The following is a 16300-nucleotide window of genomic DNA, read 5'->3' as shown; positions in this document are numbered from 1 at the left end:
CCATTTTGGGGCGGGTCATTAAAATGCTCAACAAACTTGAACGATTCAGCCCTTTTTCTGCAAAAGCAGCGTCGTCCAGTCACCAATCTCGGTGCGTTCCACAAGATTGATGCCGTTCTGTGCATAAACGCCCTGCACCTCATCGGCCTGTTCGTTCAGCAAACCGGAGAGAATCGCATAGCCACCGTCGCGCAGATGGCCGGCCACATCCGGGGCCAATGCAACCAGAGGGCCTTTCAGGATATTGGCGAAGATGAGATCGTAAGGGGCCGCCTCGGCCAGTGCCGGGGCGTCGAAACCGGCGGCTTCAAGACATTGCACACAGCCTTCCATGTCATTGGCCTTCAGATTGGCCTCGGCAACGTCCACGGCGACCTGATCAATGTCGCTGGCCAGGATCTGCCCATCCCAGACGCGCGCCGCAGCCATCGCCAGCACCGCCGTGCCACAGCCGATATCGGCGACTTTCCCGGCGACGAAGCCGTCGTCGATCAGCTTGTCCAGCGCCTTCAGGCAGCCAAGGGTGGTGCCGTGATGGCCAGTGCCAAAGGCCATCGCCGCCTCAATCAGAAGCGGAATGCGATCAGCGGGCAGCTTGTCGGCATCATGGCTGCCGTAGACGAAGAAACGGCCCGCTTCCACCGGCGCCAGTTCGCGCCGCACATGGGCGACCCAATCGGTCTCGGGCAGTTCAGAGATCACAAAAGGCTGGGCATCGAACATGGTCGCCAGCAGCGCCAGACCGGCCTCATCCGGGGTCTCGGTGAAATAGCCGCCGACCTCCCACAGGCCGGAGCCGTCCTCGACCTCGAACACGCCCAGACCGGTGGGTTCCGGGATCAGGCGCTCCATCGCCTCGCCAAGCGCTTCGGCGGGGGCTTTTCCAGTCAGGGTGGTGAGGGCGGTAAAGGTGGGCATGGCGGTCTCCGGGCAATGGTTGCACAGCGCCTAGGCCCGTCGGCGGCGCAGGTCAAGAGCCGTGACCCTGCCCGCCCCGCTTTGGGACTGGGGCGCGGGCCGCGCGTGTCATTCTGCCGGGGCGGTGCCTTGCCACTTGGCAAAGATCGTCTCATTGCCGGGTTCGGGATGGCGCGGGATCAGCAGCGACAGCATCAGCGAGATCATCGCCATTCCGGCCGCCAGCGCAAAGACCGCAGCAGGAGACACCACCCAGAGCAACCCCAGCGTCACCGGCAGCACCACCGCGGCGATATGGTTGATGGTAAAGGCCACCGCAGCGGTTGGCGCAATATCTGACGGGTCGGCGATCTTCTGGAAATAGGTCTTCAGCGCCAGCGCCAGCCCAAACAGGATATGGTCTACAACGTAAAGCACCCCCGCCAGAACCACGCCCCAGCTGAACCAGTAGAGCCCGCCATAGGCGGCAAAGACCAGCGCCAGCCCGGTGTATTCAAAAATCAGCGTGCGGCGCTCGCCGAAGCGGGCGACAGCGCGCCCCAGCAGCGGTGCCGCAATCATATTGACCACCAGGTTGATCAGATAGAGGCTGGTCAGCTCATGCACGGCAAAGCCGAATTTCTCCACCATCATGAAGCCGGCAAAAACCACAAAGATCTGCCGCCGCGCCCCGGCCATGAACTGCAACGCATAGTAGAGCCAGTAGCGGCGGCGCAGGATCAGGCGTTTGGTCTGCGGATGCGGCGCGTCGAATTGCGGATAGGCCAGCAGGCAGAACAGCGCCATCGCGGTGGTGGTGCCCCCCGCCAGCAGGAAGACGATATTATAGGTCAGACCCAGCGGCTCCCACAGCAGGGCAATCAGGCTGTAGACCACCAGCGTTGCCGCGGATCCCGCCGCCACCAGCCAGCCCAGGATCTGTGGCGCCCGCAGCTTGGGCAGCCATTGCAACTGTAGCGACTGATTCACCGTCTCATAGTAATGAAACCCGATCGAGCTGAGCAGCGTGATGGTCAGCAGCCCGCCAAGGCTGGGAAACCACGCCGTGACGGCGGTCGCCAGCCCCAGCATCATCAACGAGACCAGCCCCAGCACCTGTTCGCGCACAAACAGGATCACTGCGATCACCCCGATGGCGAGAAACCCCGGAATCTCGCGCACCGTATGCAGCAGGCCGATGTCAGCCCCGTCGAAATTCGCGGCCTCGATCACAAAGTTGTTGAGCAGCGCGCTCCAGGTGTTGAAGGCAATCGGCATGGTCAGCGCCATCACAAACAGCAAGGTCGTGGGGCGGCGCCAGAGCGGCAGGGACGCCGCAGCTTCGGTGGGGACAGGTTTGAACATGCCCACGGCTCTACGCCGATCGGCCGCCGCTGGCGAGAAAAAAAGCCACCCGCACATCTGATCTGCATCAATGCACAAGGGTATCGGAAATCATATTCACAAAGCGGAATTTCATGAAAGGTGGCTGCAGGTGGACGGATTTATCGGATTTGTCGAATGGGTTGGCGAACCCGGCGCGGCGGCCCTGCTCGGGGCTTTGACCGGTGGCATCTTTGGCGTGGCGGCGCAGCGCTCACGGTTCTGCCTGCGGGCCGCCACGGTGGAATTTGCCCGGGGCCGGATGGGGGACCGGGTAGCGGTCTGGCTGCTGACGTTTTCGACCGCGCTGGTCTGGGTGCAGGCCGGTCGGCTGCTGGGCTGGATCAATACCGATGAGGCGCGGATGATGGCGGTGCCGGGCAGCTGGTCCGGCGCCATCATCGGCGGGCTGATCTTTGGCATCGGCATGGTGCTGGCGCGGGGCTGTTCGGGTCGGCTGCTGGTGCTGGCCGCGAGCGGAAACCTGCGCTCGGTGGTGTCGGGGCTGATCTTTGCCGTGACCGCCCAGATGAGCCTTTCCGGGCATCTGGCGCCCCTGAGGGATTATCTGGCCGGGCTGTGGATCACCTCCGGCGGGCGCAATCTGGATCTGCTGACCGCAGCCGGTCTGCCGGAGTGGTCCGGGCTGGTCATCGGCCTGCTAACGGCACTCCTTGCGCTGGGTTTGTCCGCACAGAACCGCATCGGCGCGGGTCGGCTGATCTTTGCATCTGGCGTCGGCTTTGCGGTGGCGCTTGGCTGGGCGCTGACCTCGGCGCTGGCACAGGTGACCTTTGATCCGGTGCAGATCGAAAGCGTGACCTTCACCGGCCCCTCGGCACGGATGCTGATGTTTTTCCTCGATCGCGCCTCGGTTCTGGAGTTCGATATCGGGCTGGTTGCAGGGGTCTTTGGCGGCGCGATGCTGGCGGCTGCCGTTGGTGGAGAGATGCGCCTGCAGGCGTTTGACGACGCTGCCACGATGCGCCGGGCGATGATTGGCGCGGCCCTGATGGGCTTTGGCGGCATGTTGGCGGGTGGCTGCGCCATCGGTGCGGGTGTCACCGGCGGATCGATCTTTGCGGGCACCGCCTGGCTTGCGCTGTTTTCCATGTGGGTCGGGGCGGTGCTGACCGATGTGCTGACCGATCAGCGGCGGATGTCGGCGCTGGCCTGACCACATGCGAGGCGCTGCCTCGCGCTCCGGGATATTTGACGCCAGAAGATGACAAGCCGCAGATATCTTCTGGCCGGAAATATCTCGGGGGAGGCCGAGAGGCCGGGGGCAGCGCCCCCATGGGTTTCCTCAGAAGAAATTCTGCGGGTCGATATCGACGGAGAGACGCAGATCCGCCTTGAGACGTATCGGACCAATCCAGCGGGCGATTGCATCCTGTAACGGCGTCCCCTTGTCGGCCTTCACAAGCAGGCGCACCCGGTGGCGGCCACGGATCCGCGCTATGGGCGCCGGTGCCGGACCAAAAACCTGCGCACCGATTTGGCGCAGTGGCATGTCATTGCGCGCCAGTGTCAGGCCAAGATCCATCACCGCAGGCAGATCCGGCCCCGACAGGATGATGCCCGCCATCCGCCCATAAGGCGGTACGCCTGCGGCGTGACGTTCGGCGGCTTCGGCCTTCCAGAAGGCTTCCTCATCGCCGGAGAGGATCGCGCGGATGACCGGGTGTTCGGGCTGGAAGGTCTGCATCAGCGCCTCGCCCGGCCTGTCGGCGCGCCCGGCCCGCCCTGCGACCTGCCGCATCAGCTGGAACGTTCGCTCCGCCGCGCGCAGATCCGACCCTTGCAGGCCAAGATCCGCGTCAATCACGCCAACCAGTGTGAGCAGCGGGAAGTTATGCCCCTTGGCCACCAGTTGGGTGCCGAGGATGATATCGGCCTCCCCTGCGGCGATCTCCTCGATCCGTTGCTTCAGGGCGCGGGCGGAGGCGAAGAGATCGGAGGACAGGACCGCGATCCGGGCCTCTGGGAACAGCGCGGCGGTTTCTTCGCCCAGCCGCTCGATACCTGGGCCGACGGGGGCCATCTTGCCCTCGACCTGGCAGGTTGGGCAGGCGTCCGGTACGGGTTTGGTCTCGCCGCATTGGTGGCACATCAGCCGCTTCATGAAACGGTGTTCGACCATGCGGGAATCGCAATGGTCGCAGGTCACATGGCCGCCGCAGGCGCGGCAGATGGTGACCGGCGCAAAGCCACGGCGGTTGAGGAACAGGAGCGATTGTTCGCCGCGTTCCATGCGGGCTGTCATTGCCTGTTTCAGTGTTGGTGAGATCCAGGTCGAGGCGGGCAGTTTTTCCGCCCTCATGTCGATCGCGCGCATCTCTGGCAGGACGGCTGACCCAAATCGTGCTGCGAGATCCAGACGGCTGTATTTGCCTGCCTCGGCATTGGCCCAGGTCTCCAGCGAGGGCGTGGCCGACGCGAGCACCACCTGCGCCGAACACATGGCCGCGCGCAGCACCGCCATGTCGCGGGCATTATAACAGACCCCTTCGTCCTGTTTGTAAGAGGTGTCATGTTCCTCATCCACAATGATGAGGCCGAGGTTTTGATAGGGCAGAAACAGCGCCGAGCGCGCGCCGATCACCAGCTGCGCCTTGCCCTGCCCGACCATGCGCCAGACCCGGCGACGTTCGGTCATCGTCGCGCCCGAGTGCCATTCGGCGGGCGTCGCACCAAAGCGCTGCTCGACCCGTTTCAGAAATTCTGCCGTCAGGGCGATTTCCGGCAAGAGCACCAGCGCCTGGCGCCCTGCGCGCAAGGTTGCGGCGACCGCCTCCAGATAGACCTCGGTCTTGCCGGAGCCGGTGACGCCCTTCAGCAGCGTGGTGCCGTAGCGGCCACTGGCGACCCCCTCGCCAAGTGTGGCGGCGGCGGCGGCCTGATCGTCGGTCAGGGTCTTGCCGGGCAGGTCCGGGTCGAGGCGCGGATAGGGCAGATCACGCGGCGCGTCCTCTTCGCGCAGGGCGCCCTGTTTCACCAGCCCCTTGACCACCGAGGTTGTGACCCCGGCAAGATCCGCGAGTTCCTTCGCCGTGAAGGCCAGGCCGCCGTATTCCGCCACCGCCGAGAGCACCCGTTCGCGGGCATCGGTCATGCGGTCGGGCATCTGGCCGGTGGGGCGCAGCACCTTGCGCATGGAAACGGGATCCGAGAGGCCCGGTGCGCGGGTCGCAAGCCGCAGCATCGCGGGCAGCGGCGTCAGCGTGTAATCGGCGGATCTGGCGAGGAACTGGCGCATCTCATCGCGCATCGGGGCCACATCCAGCACCCTATTCACCGGGCGCAGCTTGGCCGAATCGAAATCGCCCGCCCCCGGCCCCCAGATCACCCCGAGCACACGGCGCGGGCCGAGCGGCACCTCGACATAGGCGCCGAGATGGCAGCCGCCCTCGGGCGCGCGATAGTCAAGGACGCGGTCCAGCGGCTGTGTCGTCAGGACGCCAACCCGGTCGCCTTGGTGAAAAAATGCCTGCTCCTGCACGCGTTTCTGCCTCTTCTGCCCATCCGCCGGGGCCGGGTGTTTCCCCGCCCTGCTGGTTCTGCCCCGGCCTTGGTGCCTGAGCCCGGGCCTGCTGCTCAGGTCGATCCGGGCGTTACGGGGGGTTTTTAAAGCCCGCCCCATCAGGTAAAGGCTAGCGCAATCAAGGCCAACCCATCCAGAGGACCCTAGCCGATGAAATTCTTCGTAGACACCGCTGAAATCGACGCCATTGCCGAGCTGAATGATCTGGGCATGGTGGATGGTGTGACCACCAACCCCTCGCTGATCAAGAAATCCGGTCGTGACATCATCGAAGTGACCAAGGAAATCTGTGATCTGGTCGATGGTCCGGTCTCTGCCGAGGTGACCGCAACAGATGCCGAGAACATGATCGCCGAAGGCCGCAAGCTGGTTGAGATCGCCGAAAACATCGCTGTGAAAGTGCCGCTGACCTGGGACGGTCTGAAGGCCTGCAAAACCCTGACCGACGATGGCCATATGGTGAATGTGACCCTGTGCTTCTCGGCCAATCAGGCGCTGCTGGCGGCCAAGGCTGGCGCGACCTTCATCTCGCCCTTCATCGGCCGTCTGGACGATATCAACCTCGATGGCATGGATCTGATCGCGGATATCCGCACCATCTATGACAACTACGGCTTTGAGACCGAGATCCTCGCGGCCTCCATCCGCAGCGCCAACCACGTGCTGGAAAGCGCGCGCATCGGCGCCGATGTGATCACCGCACCGCCCGCCGTGATCAAGGGCATGATCAACCATCCGCTGACTGACAAGGGTCTGGATGCCTTCCTCGCCGATATCAAGGCTGCGAACATCAAGATCCTGTAAGGCCGGGGACCGTCGATAGACGGCCACGACACGTTAGAGACAGCAAGGGGCGGCCTGACGGGCGGCCCCTTTTTCTTTGTGCCGCTGGCCTGTGCGGGCGATCGCAGGGCGACCGGTATCTGAGGCGTTCCATCGGCAGGGTTTTGCAAAGGGTGTCCAAAATTTTGCCACCCCTGGGTGAAACCCGTGTTATAACACCGGCAAAACCCATCAGAGGTCAAAAAGAGCAGAGCATGAGCACGACGGCAGAACTGGAAGACACCCTGCGCCAGGCGATCCTGGCCAAACCCGACGCCCTGTTGGAGGACCAAAGCGTGATGAGCGCGCTGGTCAGCGCCAATGAGCGCGCGATGGGGTCCAATATCGTGGACCTGCGCGGCATTGCAATGGAGCGGATGGAGGCCCGGCTGGACCGGCTGGAGGACACCCATCGGTCGGTGATTGCGGCGGCTTATGAGAACCTTGCCGGGACCAATCAGATCCACCGTGCCGTCCTGCGCCTGCTGGATCCGACGGATTTTGAAAGCTACCTCGGCAATCTTGGCGGTGAGCTGGCGGAAATCCTGCGGGTGGATTCGATCACCCTGGTGCTGGAATCGCCGCAGCCGGAACAGGATGCCGCCGTGCAGCGCATGGATCAGGTTCTGAAAGTGGTCGAGCCGGGGTTTGTCGAACAGTATATCAACCCGCAGCGGAGCGGGCCGGACCGTCAGGTCACGCTGCGCCAGATGCAATCCGGCAATCCCCGCACCCATGGGGCAAAGGCCGAGTTCATCCGCTCGGAGGCCTGTCTGAAACTGGAACTGGGCGCAGGCCGCCTGCCCGGCCTGCTGGTGCTGGGAGCCGAGGATCCGCACCAGTTCACCCCGCAGCATGGTACTGACCTGCTGGCGTTTTTTGCCGGCGTTTTTGAGCGCTCGATGCGCCACTGGCTGTCGTGACGCCAGCGGCCACAGTGCTGATCTCTCCGGCCTGCCGCGATGCGCTGGAACACTGGCTGGCCGGTCTGGCGGCGCTACAGGGGGCGGCGGCGAATACCATCACCGCCTATCGCGGCGATGTGGTCGAATTCCTCGCCTTCATGACACAGCATTTTGGTGGCCCGCAGGGGCTGGGGGCGCTGGCGGAGATTTCCACCGGCGACATGCGCGCCTGGATGGCGGCCACCCGCGCCACCGGGACCGGGGCACGGTCACTGGCGCGCAAGCTCTCGGCGGTCAAGAGTTTCTACACCTGGCTGGCTGAACGGCAGGGGTTTGAACCGACCGCCGTGCTGTCCGCCCGCAGTCCGAAATTCCAGAAGAAACTGCCCCGCCCGCTGGCGCAGGAGGCCGCCCGCGCGGTGATCGAGACCGTGGAACATCAATCCACCACCGATTGGGTCGCCGCCCGCGATGTGGCGGTGGTGACGCTGCTTTATGGCTGCGGGCTGCGGATTTCGGAGGCGCTGGGTCTGACAGGTGCAGACGCGCCGCTGCCTGCGGTGCTGCGGATCACCGGCAAGGGCGGCAAGGAGCGGATCGTGCCGGTATTGCCCGTGGCGCGGGATGCGGTGGATCGCTATCTGCGACTTTGCCCGCATCCGCAGGAGCGCGCGGGACCGCTGTTTCGCGGGGTACGCGGCGGCGCGCTGAACGCACGTATCATCCGCAGCGCCATGGCACAGGCCCGCGCGCAGCTGGGTCTGCCTGCCAGCGCCACGCCACATGCGCTGCGCCACAGCTTTGCCACCCATCTGCTGGAGGCCGGTGGCGATCTGCGTGCGATTCAGGAACTGCTGGGCCATGCCTCGCTGTCGACAACACAGGCCTATACGGCCGTGGATACGGCACATTTGATGGATGTCTACAACCGCGCCCACCCCAAAGCGTAAGACCTGCGCAAAAGGTGCATCTGCGTAAGCAGCCTTAACTCCGCGGTAACGGCCATGGGAGAAATTACTGGCGTCAAATCCAGAAGGACCCCCAGTGATGAGTATCGTATCCCAAAGCCATACCTCCGAAAGCGCACCGCTTGGCGCGCCGTATAATCCCGCAAACCGCAGTGCCGCCCATGCCACGACCTCCGATATCGGTGATGTGGATTTCAGCCAGTTCTATGAACAGCTGCTGGCGGATCTGGACAGCGATGGCGACCGCCAGATCTCCGATCAGGAATGGGCCGCCTACCGCGCCGGGAAAGCCGCCCGTGGCGAATATGTCGCCAGCCCCGGACCATCGGAGGCCAGTGCCTACCCGCAGCTGGTGGACAGCCGCAACCTGACCGAGACGCTGTTTCGCAAGGCGCTGATGGAAAACCCGGACCACGAGTGACGCCAATTGCGGTGCCGCGACAGCAGGACGCCAGCCAGCGATGGACGCCGAACCGATCCGTGGCAGCAGGTGGCACCGAGGACACCAAAGGCCTGAATTTCCGCCTATGGATGCAGCGTTTTCCCATTGACCACTTGCGAGATAACGGGAAATTCGCCATCAGGGGCAGATGACACCTCAGTTTCGCGCCCTCTCCGTTCACCTGCTCACCGCCACCGGTGCGGTGTTTGCAATCCTCGCCATGCTGGCTGCGGCTGATGCCAAGTGGAGCCTGATGTTTGTCTGGCTCGTCGTGGCCTTTGCCGTGGATGGTATTGATGGGCCGCTGGCCCGCCACTATGAGGTGAAACGCTATGCGCCGGAGTTTGACGGCGTGCTGCTCGATCTGATCATCGACTATCTCACCTATGTGTTCATTCCGGCCTTTGCCCTGTTCAAATCCGGCCTGATGGCAGGCTGGACCGGCTGGATGGCGCTGATCGTGATCACCTTTGCCAGTGCCTTGTATTTTGCCGACACCCGGATGAAGACCAAGGACAACTCCTTTTCCGGTTTTCCGGGATGCTGGAACATGCTGGTGCTGGTCATCTTTGCGCTGGAGCCGAGCCATTGGACCAGCCTGGTTCTGGTCACCCTCCTGGCGATTGCCATGTTCCTGCCGCTGAAGTTCATTCACCCGGTCCGCACCGAACGCTGGCGCAAGGTGTCGCTGCCGGTGGCGCTGGCCTGGACCTTCTTTGCCGGTTGGGCCGCCTGGGTGGATTTCCACCCGCAGAGCTGGGCACATTGGGGGCTGGTGCTGACTTCGATCTATCTGATCTTTGTCGGTATCGCGCAGCAGATCGTGCCGGAGCGCGAGGCCTGAGCCTCAGCCGCTGACGGGGGCATGCCGCCCTGCGATATTTGCAAAAAATGACCGCTGTGGTCAGATCAGCAGGCCGGCCGCGCCTTCGTGGCGCAGCAGGGCCACCTTTGTTTCCACACCGCCCGCACCGGAAAACCCGCCCAGTCCGCCCGCGCCCAGAACCCGGTGGCAGGGGATGATCACCGGGATCGGATTGGCTCCGCAGGCATTGCCCACCGGCTGCGCGGCGGCGCCAAGCTCCCGCGCGATTTCACCATAGGTGCGGGTCTCTCCCAGAGGAATCGCCGACATGGCAGCACAGACCCGGCGCTGAAAATCGCTGCCCGCCACCGCCAGCGGCAGGTCGAATTCAGTCAGCTCATGGGCAAAATAGGCGCGCAGCTGGGCAAGCGCCCGCTCCGTCAGCGCCGAAGCCGACGCTCCGGCGGGCGCCGTTGACCAGTCCAACCGGACAATGGCCCCGTCCCGCTCGGTCACACAAAGCCAACCGACCGGCGTGTCGAGACCGGCCTGAGCGATATGCTGTGTCGCGGTTGCAGAGAGCTGCCCGGTCACGATGATCCCTTATTGCTGCGGCGGCACGCCTCAACGTCGCTGGCCGCCCGGATCGCAGCACCAGGGGCTGCTGATCCCATCCGCCGACTCTCTGCGCGACGGCCGCCGCCGTCAAGGCAATGCCCGATCCGGGGCCGTCAGGATCCTAACCTTTTGGATAGGAACCTATGCCTTCGGCGCTGTCCGCTACCCACAGGAGCGCATGCAATTTCGCCAAATTTTAGTAAAGATGGGTCTCAAGTTGTTAAGAAGGTCAGTCACCATGCAGATCACCGGTCAATCAAATGTCAGCGTGTACCGTATGCTGAGCGGACATATGAATGGGCAGCAGGCCGCGCAGGCGGGCCAGCCCGGTGAGCAGACGGGTGGCCTGGAGAGTGTCGCATCGGTCGCCAAGAAAGCGGCAGCCACATCGACACAGGCAGCGTTGACCGGACCGAGCGAAGGAGCAAGCATGATGGCAGGCACCCAGTATCTACGTTCAGTGGTTCAACAGAAACTGCAGGATCTGCAGTCGGGCTACCACGCCGGGCCGCTTCCGGTCAGCGAGGTGATCGCCCAGAACCAGTATCGTGCCGCCCAGCGGGTGATCGGCTGAGGCATCCGGGAGGTTCACCCCGGCAGGCCACGCCCCGCCGCGCCGACTGCGGAACAGCAGCACAAAGAGATTTCATAGAAACCCCCGGCGTTTGTTGACAGGGGCCCCTGTCGCGGACGTCCAAAAGAAGCGCGCCGCCCGCCCCATCTAGGAGCGGGCGGCGCGCAGATCCCTGACGGGATCTGTGATCACCACAGGCGAGACGGGCGGACATCAAACCCGCCCGCGCCCAGTCTTAGCGCGGCTCAGCCAAGCGCCGCATCACAGCGGCCGCAGACGCCCGCATGGCTGTGGTTGCCCACATCCGGCAGGATTTTCCAGCAGCGCTGGCACTTATCACCATCGGCCTTCTCGAACACCACCGACACGCCGTCCACCTCGGGCATGCGGAAGGCTTCGGCCGGGGCCGGATCACCGCTGAGCACGATATCGGAGGTGATGCAGACATCGGCGAAATTCACCGATTTCAGCGCTGCCAGAACCTCAGCGTCGCGCACATGCACCACCGGCGCGGCCTCCAGTGAGGCGCCGATCACCTTGTCGACGCGCTGCACCTCAAGAGCGGCGGTAACGACGCGGCGGGCCTGACGGACCTTGGCCCATTTCGCAGCCAGCGGCTCATTCAGCCAATCGGCCGGGGTTGTCGGGATATCCTGAAGATGCAGCGAGCTGTCATCGCCAGGGAACCGCTCCAGCCAGACCTCTTCCATGGTGAAGACCAGGATCGGGGCCAGCCATGTGGTCAGCCGGTGGAACAGGATATCCAGCACCGTGCGGGCCGCACGGGCGTTCAGCGTGTCGCCGTCACAGTAGAGCGCGTCCTTGCGGATATCGAAATAGAAGGCCGACAGATCCACGGTGGCAAAGTTGAACACCGCCGAGAACACACCCTGGAAATCAAAGGCCTGATAGCCGGTGCGGACCTTGTGATCCAGCTCCGCCAGACGGTGCAGAACCCATTGTTCCAGCTCGGGCATATCGGCCGGATCCACGCGCTGATCTTCGGAGAAATCCGCAAGGCTGCCGAGCATGTAGCGCATGGTATTGCGCAGGCGGCGATAGCTGTCGGCGACACCTTTGAGGATTTCCGCCCCGATCCGCTGGTCGGCGGTGTAGTCGGTCTGTGCCACCCAGAGACGCAGGATATCGGCGCCATACTGCTGGACGATCTTCTCGGGCACAATGGTGTTACCGAGCGATTTGGACATCTTGTTGCCCTTCTCGTCCAGTGTGAATCCATGGGTGACCACGTTGCGATAGGGCGCGCGGCCCTTGGTGCCGCAGGCCTGCAAGAGGGAAGAGTGGAACCAGCCGCGATGCTGGTCGGTGCCTTCCATATAGACGTCCGCGATACCGTCCTCGGTGCCGTCCTCGCGGTCGCGCAGCACAAAGGCGTGGGTGGAGCCACTGTCGAACCAGACGTCGAGCACGTCAAAGACCTGATCGTAATCCTCAGGGTTCGCGATGCCGTCGAGCATCTTCTCCTTGAAGCCATCCGTGTACCAGATATCGGCGCCATGTTCCTCAAACGCGGCCACGATGCGGGTGTTCAGCTGGTCATTGCGCAGGAGGAAATCGGGATCTGTCGGCAGCACGTCCTTCTTCACGAAGCAGGTGAGCGGCACGCCCCAGGCGCGCTGGCGCGACAGCACCCAGTCCGGGCGGCTTTCGATCATCGAATAGAGGCGGTTCCGGCCGGTCTGCGGGGTCCAGTGCACCAGCTGGTCGATGGAATTCAGCGCGCGGGTGCGGATGGTATCGCCCATCTCGCCCATGCCGTCGTCCAGCTCGCGGTCCACGGAGGCAAACCACTGCGGGGTGTTGCGGAACACGATCGGTGCCTTGGAGCGCCAGGAATGCGGGTAGCTGTGGGTGATGCGGCCACGGGCGATGATGCCGCCGGCCTCGACCAGCTTGGCGATCACGGCGGTGTTGGCCTTGCCTTCCTTGCCCTTCTTGTCAAAGATCTGAAGCCCGGCAAAGAACGGCACATGCGACAGGAATTCGGATTCCTCGCCCACGTTGTGGGTCATCCGGTCGATCCAGTTGCGCGCGACGAAACACTCATAGTCATCCGCACCATGGCTGGGCGCGGTATGCACAAAGCCGGTGCCCGCATCATCGGTGACATGGTCGCCGTCGATCATCGGCACGTCATAGTCCCAGAAGCCATCTGCTCCGTCGATGCCATTGAAGGGGTGTTTACAGATCAGCCCTGCAAATTCGGAGGCCTCAACATCGCGGACCTTGGTGAATTCGGTGACGCGGGATTTCTCCAGCGCATCCTCGGCCAGCGCGTTTGCAAAGAGATAGAGATCACCGGGGTTGGTCCAGCTTTCCTCTTCGGTGGCGTCCACACGATAGAGGCCGTAAGCGACCTTCGGATTGAAGGCGACGGCCTTGTTCGACGGGATCGTCCAGGGGGTGGTGGTCCAGATCACCACGCGGGCATCGGCCAGATCGCCGGTCGCATTGGCAAAGCCGAAGGGCACCCAGATGGTGTGCGATTTATGGTCGTGATACTCGATCTCGGCCTCGGCCAGCGCGGTTTTCTCAACCGGCGACCACATCACGGGTTTGGAGCCCTGATAGAGCGTGCCGTTCATCAGGAACTTCATGAATTCATCCGCGATCACCGCTTCGGCGTGGAAATCCATGGTGATATAGGGATCAGCCCAGTTGCCGGTGATGCCAAGGCGTTTGAATTCCTCGCGCTGGATATCAATCCAGCCTTCGGCGAACTTGCGGCATTCCTGACGGAAATCGACGACGTTCACCTCGTCCTTGTTCTTGCCCTTCTTGCGGTACTGCTCTTCGATCTTCCATTCGATCGGCAGGCCGTGGCAATCCCAGCCCGGCACGTAGCGCGCGTCAAAGCCCATCATCTGGTGCGAGCGGACGATCATGTCCTTGATCGTCTTGTTCAGCGCGTGGCCGATATGCAGGTGACCGTTGGCGTAAGGGGGGCCGTCATGCAGGGTGAAGGGCTTGCGCTCGGCATCGGTGCCCTTGGCGGCGGCGGCCTTTTCGCGAAGTTTGTCATAGACGCCAATCTGCGCCCAACGCTCCAGCCAGCCCGGCTCACGCTTGGGCAGGCCCGCGCGCATCGGGAAATCGGTTTTGGGCAGATTGAGGGTGTCTTTGTACTCAGGCGTCTGAGGCGTGTCGGCACACATGTGCAGCGTCCTTTGGATGATCTGGTCGTATTTTGGGATATTCGGTTCGGTGCGATGGCTCAAGCACCTTTGCCCGGCGGCTCACGTGGTCAGAGCGCCGGGGATATAATTCGAATAATGATGGCCGCAACATGGGACATGAGGGCCTTATAGGCAGGAGCGGCAGGCGGGTAAAGCGGCAGTTGTGCCGCACTGCGATGAGGGCTGTGCCCGTTCCGCACGGGGTGGGACGGGCGCTGCCCGGCCTGCGGCCAGGCAATAAGTAAGAACTAACGTACCAGCCAGATACCCAGATCCGGACGCGCCAGCATCAGCCAGAGGATCATCAGCACCGCAGCAAAGGCGGGAATGCCGCAAGCAAACCAGATAGCGAACAGCCGGTGATAGCGCGCTGGCAGCGCCTCTCCCGCCGCGGCTGCCGCCCGCGCCAGATTGCGCAGCCGCAGCTGGATCCAGACCACCGGCAGCCAGAACAGCCCGGTCAGCAAATAAAGCCCCAGCGACAGCGCCAGCCAGCCGGCGCTCAGCGGCCAGCCCAACCGCCAGGCCAGAAGCCCGCCGGTGATTGGCTGCGCAATCACGGCTGTGGCGGTGAACAGCAGGTCAGCCAGCACCACCACGCTGGCGGTGTGGGCAATCAGTGCGGCATCCCGTGTCCGGTGTGCCATCAGCATGAAAAAGGCGATGCCCGCGCCGGTACCCAGCAGCACGCAGGCGCCGATCACATGCAGCCAGCGCAAGGCAAGGTCCAGGTCCATCTCAGCGCTCCTGCAGCAGCTGATGGGTGATCAGCGCCAGCAGCAGCCCCGGTAGCACCTTGACCAGCGGCCCCAGCGGATCCGCCCACATCTGCGGGGTGACCACCGTGGCTGCAGTCAGGTAGATCAGCGAAACCGCTGCCATACCCAGGCAGGCCCGCGCCGCCCAGGGCCGCCACAGGATGGCCAGCCCCAGGGCGATGTCGGCAAGCGACCAGAAGGCGACGCTGGCTTTCGCCGGCGGGCTGCCCCAGCCTGCATCCGCCAGCACCTTGGCGGCAGCCTCCAGCTGCCAAAGGCCGACCACGCCCGAGGCCAGCCAGAACAGGCTCAGCACCGCGACGGCGGCCGGCATCAGCAGCGCCATCCGCGCGTCCAGCCGCTGGGCGCGTCCCGAAGGCAGCGGCTGATAGATGGCCTTGAGCGAGGCAATCCCCTGCCCCATGGCGGCCCGGTACGGTGCGGGATCGCCGCGCACACCGCTCCGGATTTCGGCCATTGCGGTGGATCGCAGCGGGGAACGCCAGCCCAGCCGCCCCAATGCGTCAGCACATCCCGCCACCGGCGGCAGCAGCCAGTCCGGCAAACGCAGCAGCCAGCCCGCCGGGGCAAACCCCAGCCACGCCCGGGTCTCTGCCAGCACCTCCGCCAGGGTTTGCGGCTGATCCTCCACCAGATCAAAGGTGCCTTGCGGCAGCTCCCCCCGCAGCGCGGCAACCACCGCCGCGGCCAGATCGGCCATGCCGATGCATTGCACCGGCGCGTCTGCCAGCGCCACGGGCTGCACCAAGGGCACCGCCGCCAGCATCCGCAGCAGACCCGTGCCGCCATAGGCATTTTGCCCGATCACCAGCCCCGGCTTCAGGATCCTCAGCGGCACACCAGCGGCCTGCAAGGCGGCATCCCCGCGCCCCTTGCTGCGCATGAACTCTGTCCCGGCATCCGGACCTGCACCGGCCGCTGAAATCTGCACCACGGCGATGTTCCGCTCTGCACAAGCCACCCCCAGGGCAGCAATGGCCGTGTGATGCACGGCCTCCAGCTCGCCCGGCGCCATATCTTGCAGAATGCCAGCGCAGTTGACCACAGCGTCCGCGCCCTGCAGCAGCGGCACCCACTCTTCGGGCTGCAAAAGCTGCAGCAAGTCACCCTGCACAAACGGCACACCCGGCAGCACCCGGGCAGCCTGCACGGCGCTGCGGCCCAGGCCGGTCACATGCATTCCAGCGGCCCGCAGGGCGCGTACCACCTCAGCCCCGATAAACCCGCAGGCGCCCAGAACCAGCACCCGCTTTGCGCTCCCTGCCATCAATGAATGCCTTTTTCTGAAACATCTCCCGCTCACCATAACGGCAGCAGCCGCAGGCGCCAGCAGAGGCTTGAACAAGCGCTGCGTCAGAGACGCCCC

General features: G+C 64.0%; 14 protein-coding genes. 7 read left to right on the top strand and 7 right to left on the bottom strand.

The features are described 5' to 3' along the window. Nucleotides 1-45: 45 nt before the first annotated feature. Together VWY34_RS07245 and VWY34_RS07240 are read right to left on the bottom strand one after the other, a co-directional pair. Entirely contained in the window at nucleotides 46-918 is an 873-nt protein-coding gene (locus VWY34_RS07245; protein ID WP_416544224.1) for a 50S ribosomal protein L11 methyltransferase, read from the bottom strand. A 108-nt stretch (nucleotides 919-1026) separates the two neighbouring features. After that, nucleotides 1027-2262: an MFS transporter gene (locus tag VWY34_RS07240; protein ID WP_340544592.1), complete on the bottom strand. Its 1236-nt coding sequence runs from the start codon at nucleotides 2260-2262 to the stop codon at nucleotides 1027-1029. A gap of 130 nt (nucleotides 2263-2392) precedes the next feature. Between VWY34_RS07240 and VWY34_RS07235 the strand changes: the two genes are divergently transcribed. Continuing rightward, on the top strand, nucleotides 2393-3457 hold the full coding sequence (locus VWY34_RS07235) for a YeeE/YedE family protein (protein WP_416544225.1): 1065 nt from the start codon (nucleotides 2393-2395) through the stop codon (nucleotides 3455-3457). A 129-nt stretch (nucleotides 3458-3586) separates the two neighbouring features. Here the strand turns inward: VWY34_RS07235 and VWY34_RS07230 are convergent, their stop codons facing one another. Beyond that, the gene (locus VWY34_RS07230; RefSeq protein WP_416544226.1) at nucleotides 3587-5782 is read right to left on the bottom strand and encodes a primosomal protein N'; all 2196 of its coding nucleotides are present in this window, start codon (nucleotides 5780-5782) and stop codon (nucleotides 3587-3589) included. A gap of 192 nt (nucleotides 5783-5974) precedes the next feature. On the opposite strand from VWY34_RS07230, the gene fsa reads away from it, so the two are divergent. From fsa to VWY34_RS07205, 5 genes are all read left to right on the top strand, one after another. Continuing rightward, on the top strand, nucleotides 5975-6628 hold the full coding sequence (gene fsa, locus VWY34_RS07225) for a fructose-6-phosphate aldolase (protein WP_416544227.1): 654 nt from the start codon (nucleotides 5975-5977) through the stop codon (nucleotides 6626-6628). Nucleotides 6629-6861: 233 nt separating this feature from the next. After that, nucleotides 6862-7569: a DUF484 family protein gene (locus tag VWY34_RS07220; protein ID WP_340544586.1), complete on the top strand. Its 708-nt coding sequence runs from the start codon at nucleotides 6862-6864 to the stop codon at nucleotides 7567-7569. Next, nucleotides 7566-8501 (top strand): tyrosine recombinase XerC, encoded by a 936-nt coding sequence (locus tag VWY34_RS07215; protein WP_416537307.1) that lies wholly within the window; start codon nucleotides 7566-7568, stop codon nucleotides 8499-8501. Before VWY34_RS07220 ends, VWY34_RS07215 begins: the two co-directional genes overlap by 4 nt. Nucleotides 8502-8598: 97 nt before the next feature. Further along, nucleotides 8599-8940 carry a hypothetical protein gene (locus VWY34_RS07210; protein ID WP_416540611.1) on the top strand — a complete coding sequence of 114 codons (342 nt, stop codon included), beginning with the start codon at nucleotides 8599-8601 and terminating at the stop codon, nucleotides 8938-8940. A gap of 169 nt (nucleotides 8941-9109) precedes the next feature. Next, on the top strand, nucleotides 9110-9805 hold the full coding sequence (locus tag VWY34_RS07205) for a CDP-alcohol phosphatidyltransferase family protein (RefSeq protein ID WP_340544582.1): 696 nt from the start codon (nucleotides 9110-9112) through the stop codon (nucleotides 9803-9805). Nucleotides 9806-9865: 60 nt separating this feature from the next. Here the strand turns inward: VWY34_RS07205 and VWY34_RS07200 are convergent, their stop codons facing one another. Further along, nucleotides 9866-10360 carry a methylated-DNA--[protein]-cysteine S-methyltransferase gene (locus tag VWY34_RS07200; protein ID WP_416534711.1) on the bottom strand — a complete coding sequence of 165 codons (495 nt, stop codon included), beginning with the start codon at nucleotides 10358-10360 and terminating at the stop codon, nucleotides 9866-9868. Nucleotides 10361-10562: 202 nt separating this feature from the next. Here VWY34_RS07200 and VWY34_RS07195 point away from each other — a divergent pair, with 202 nt between their 5' ends. Continuing rightward, nucleotides 10563-10958, top strand: a complete 396-nt coding sequence (locus VWY34_RS07195) for a hypothetical protein (protein WP_374015375.1) — start codon at nucleotides 10563-10565, stop codon at nucleotides 10956-10958. Nucleotides 10959-11203: 245 nt separating this feature from the next. On the opposite strand, the gene ileS is transcribed toward VWY34_RS07195, so the two are convergent. The 3 genes from ileS to VWY34_RS07180 all read right to left on the bottom strand — a co-directional run bounded on the left by ileS (nucleotide 11204) and on the right by VWY34_RS07180 (nucleotide 16201). Continuing rightward, nucleotides 11204-14134, bottom strand: coding sequence for an isoleucine--tRNA ligase (gene ileS / locus VWY34_RS07190; RefSeq protein WP_416544814.1), 2931 nt, complete (start codon nucleotides 14132-14134; stop codon nucleotides 11204-11206). A gap of 269 nt (nucleotides 14135-14403) precedes the next feature. Then, entirely contained in the window at nucleotides 14404-14892 is a 489-nt protein-coding gene (locus VWY34_RS07185; RefSeq protein ID WP_416536338.1) for a DUF2269 family protein, read from the bottom strand. A gap of 1 nt (nucleotide 14893) precedes the next feature. Further along, the gene (locus VWY34_RS07180; protein ID WP_416544813.1) at nucleotides 14894-16201 is read right to left on the bottom strand and encodes an SDR family oxidoreductase; all 1308 of its coding nucleotides are present in this window, start codon (nucleotides 16199-16201) and stop codon (nucleotides 14894-14896) included. Between the last annotated feature and the right edge of the window lie 99 nt (nucleotides 16202-16300).

This window comes from Phaeobacter sp. JH20_02 (assembly GCF_048056915.1).
Lineage (GTDB): Bacteria > Pseudomonadota > Alphaproteobacteria > Rhodobacterales > Rhodobacteraceae > Phaeobacter > Phaeobacter bryozoorum.
This window is presented reverse-complemented; position numbering and strand designations above follow the sequence as displayed.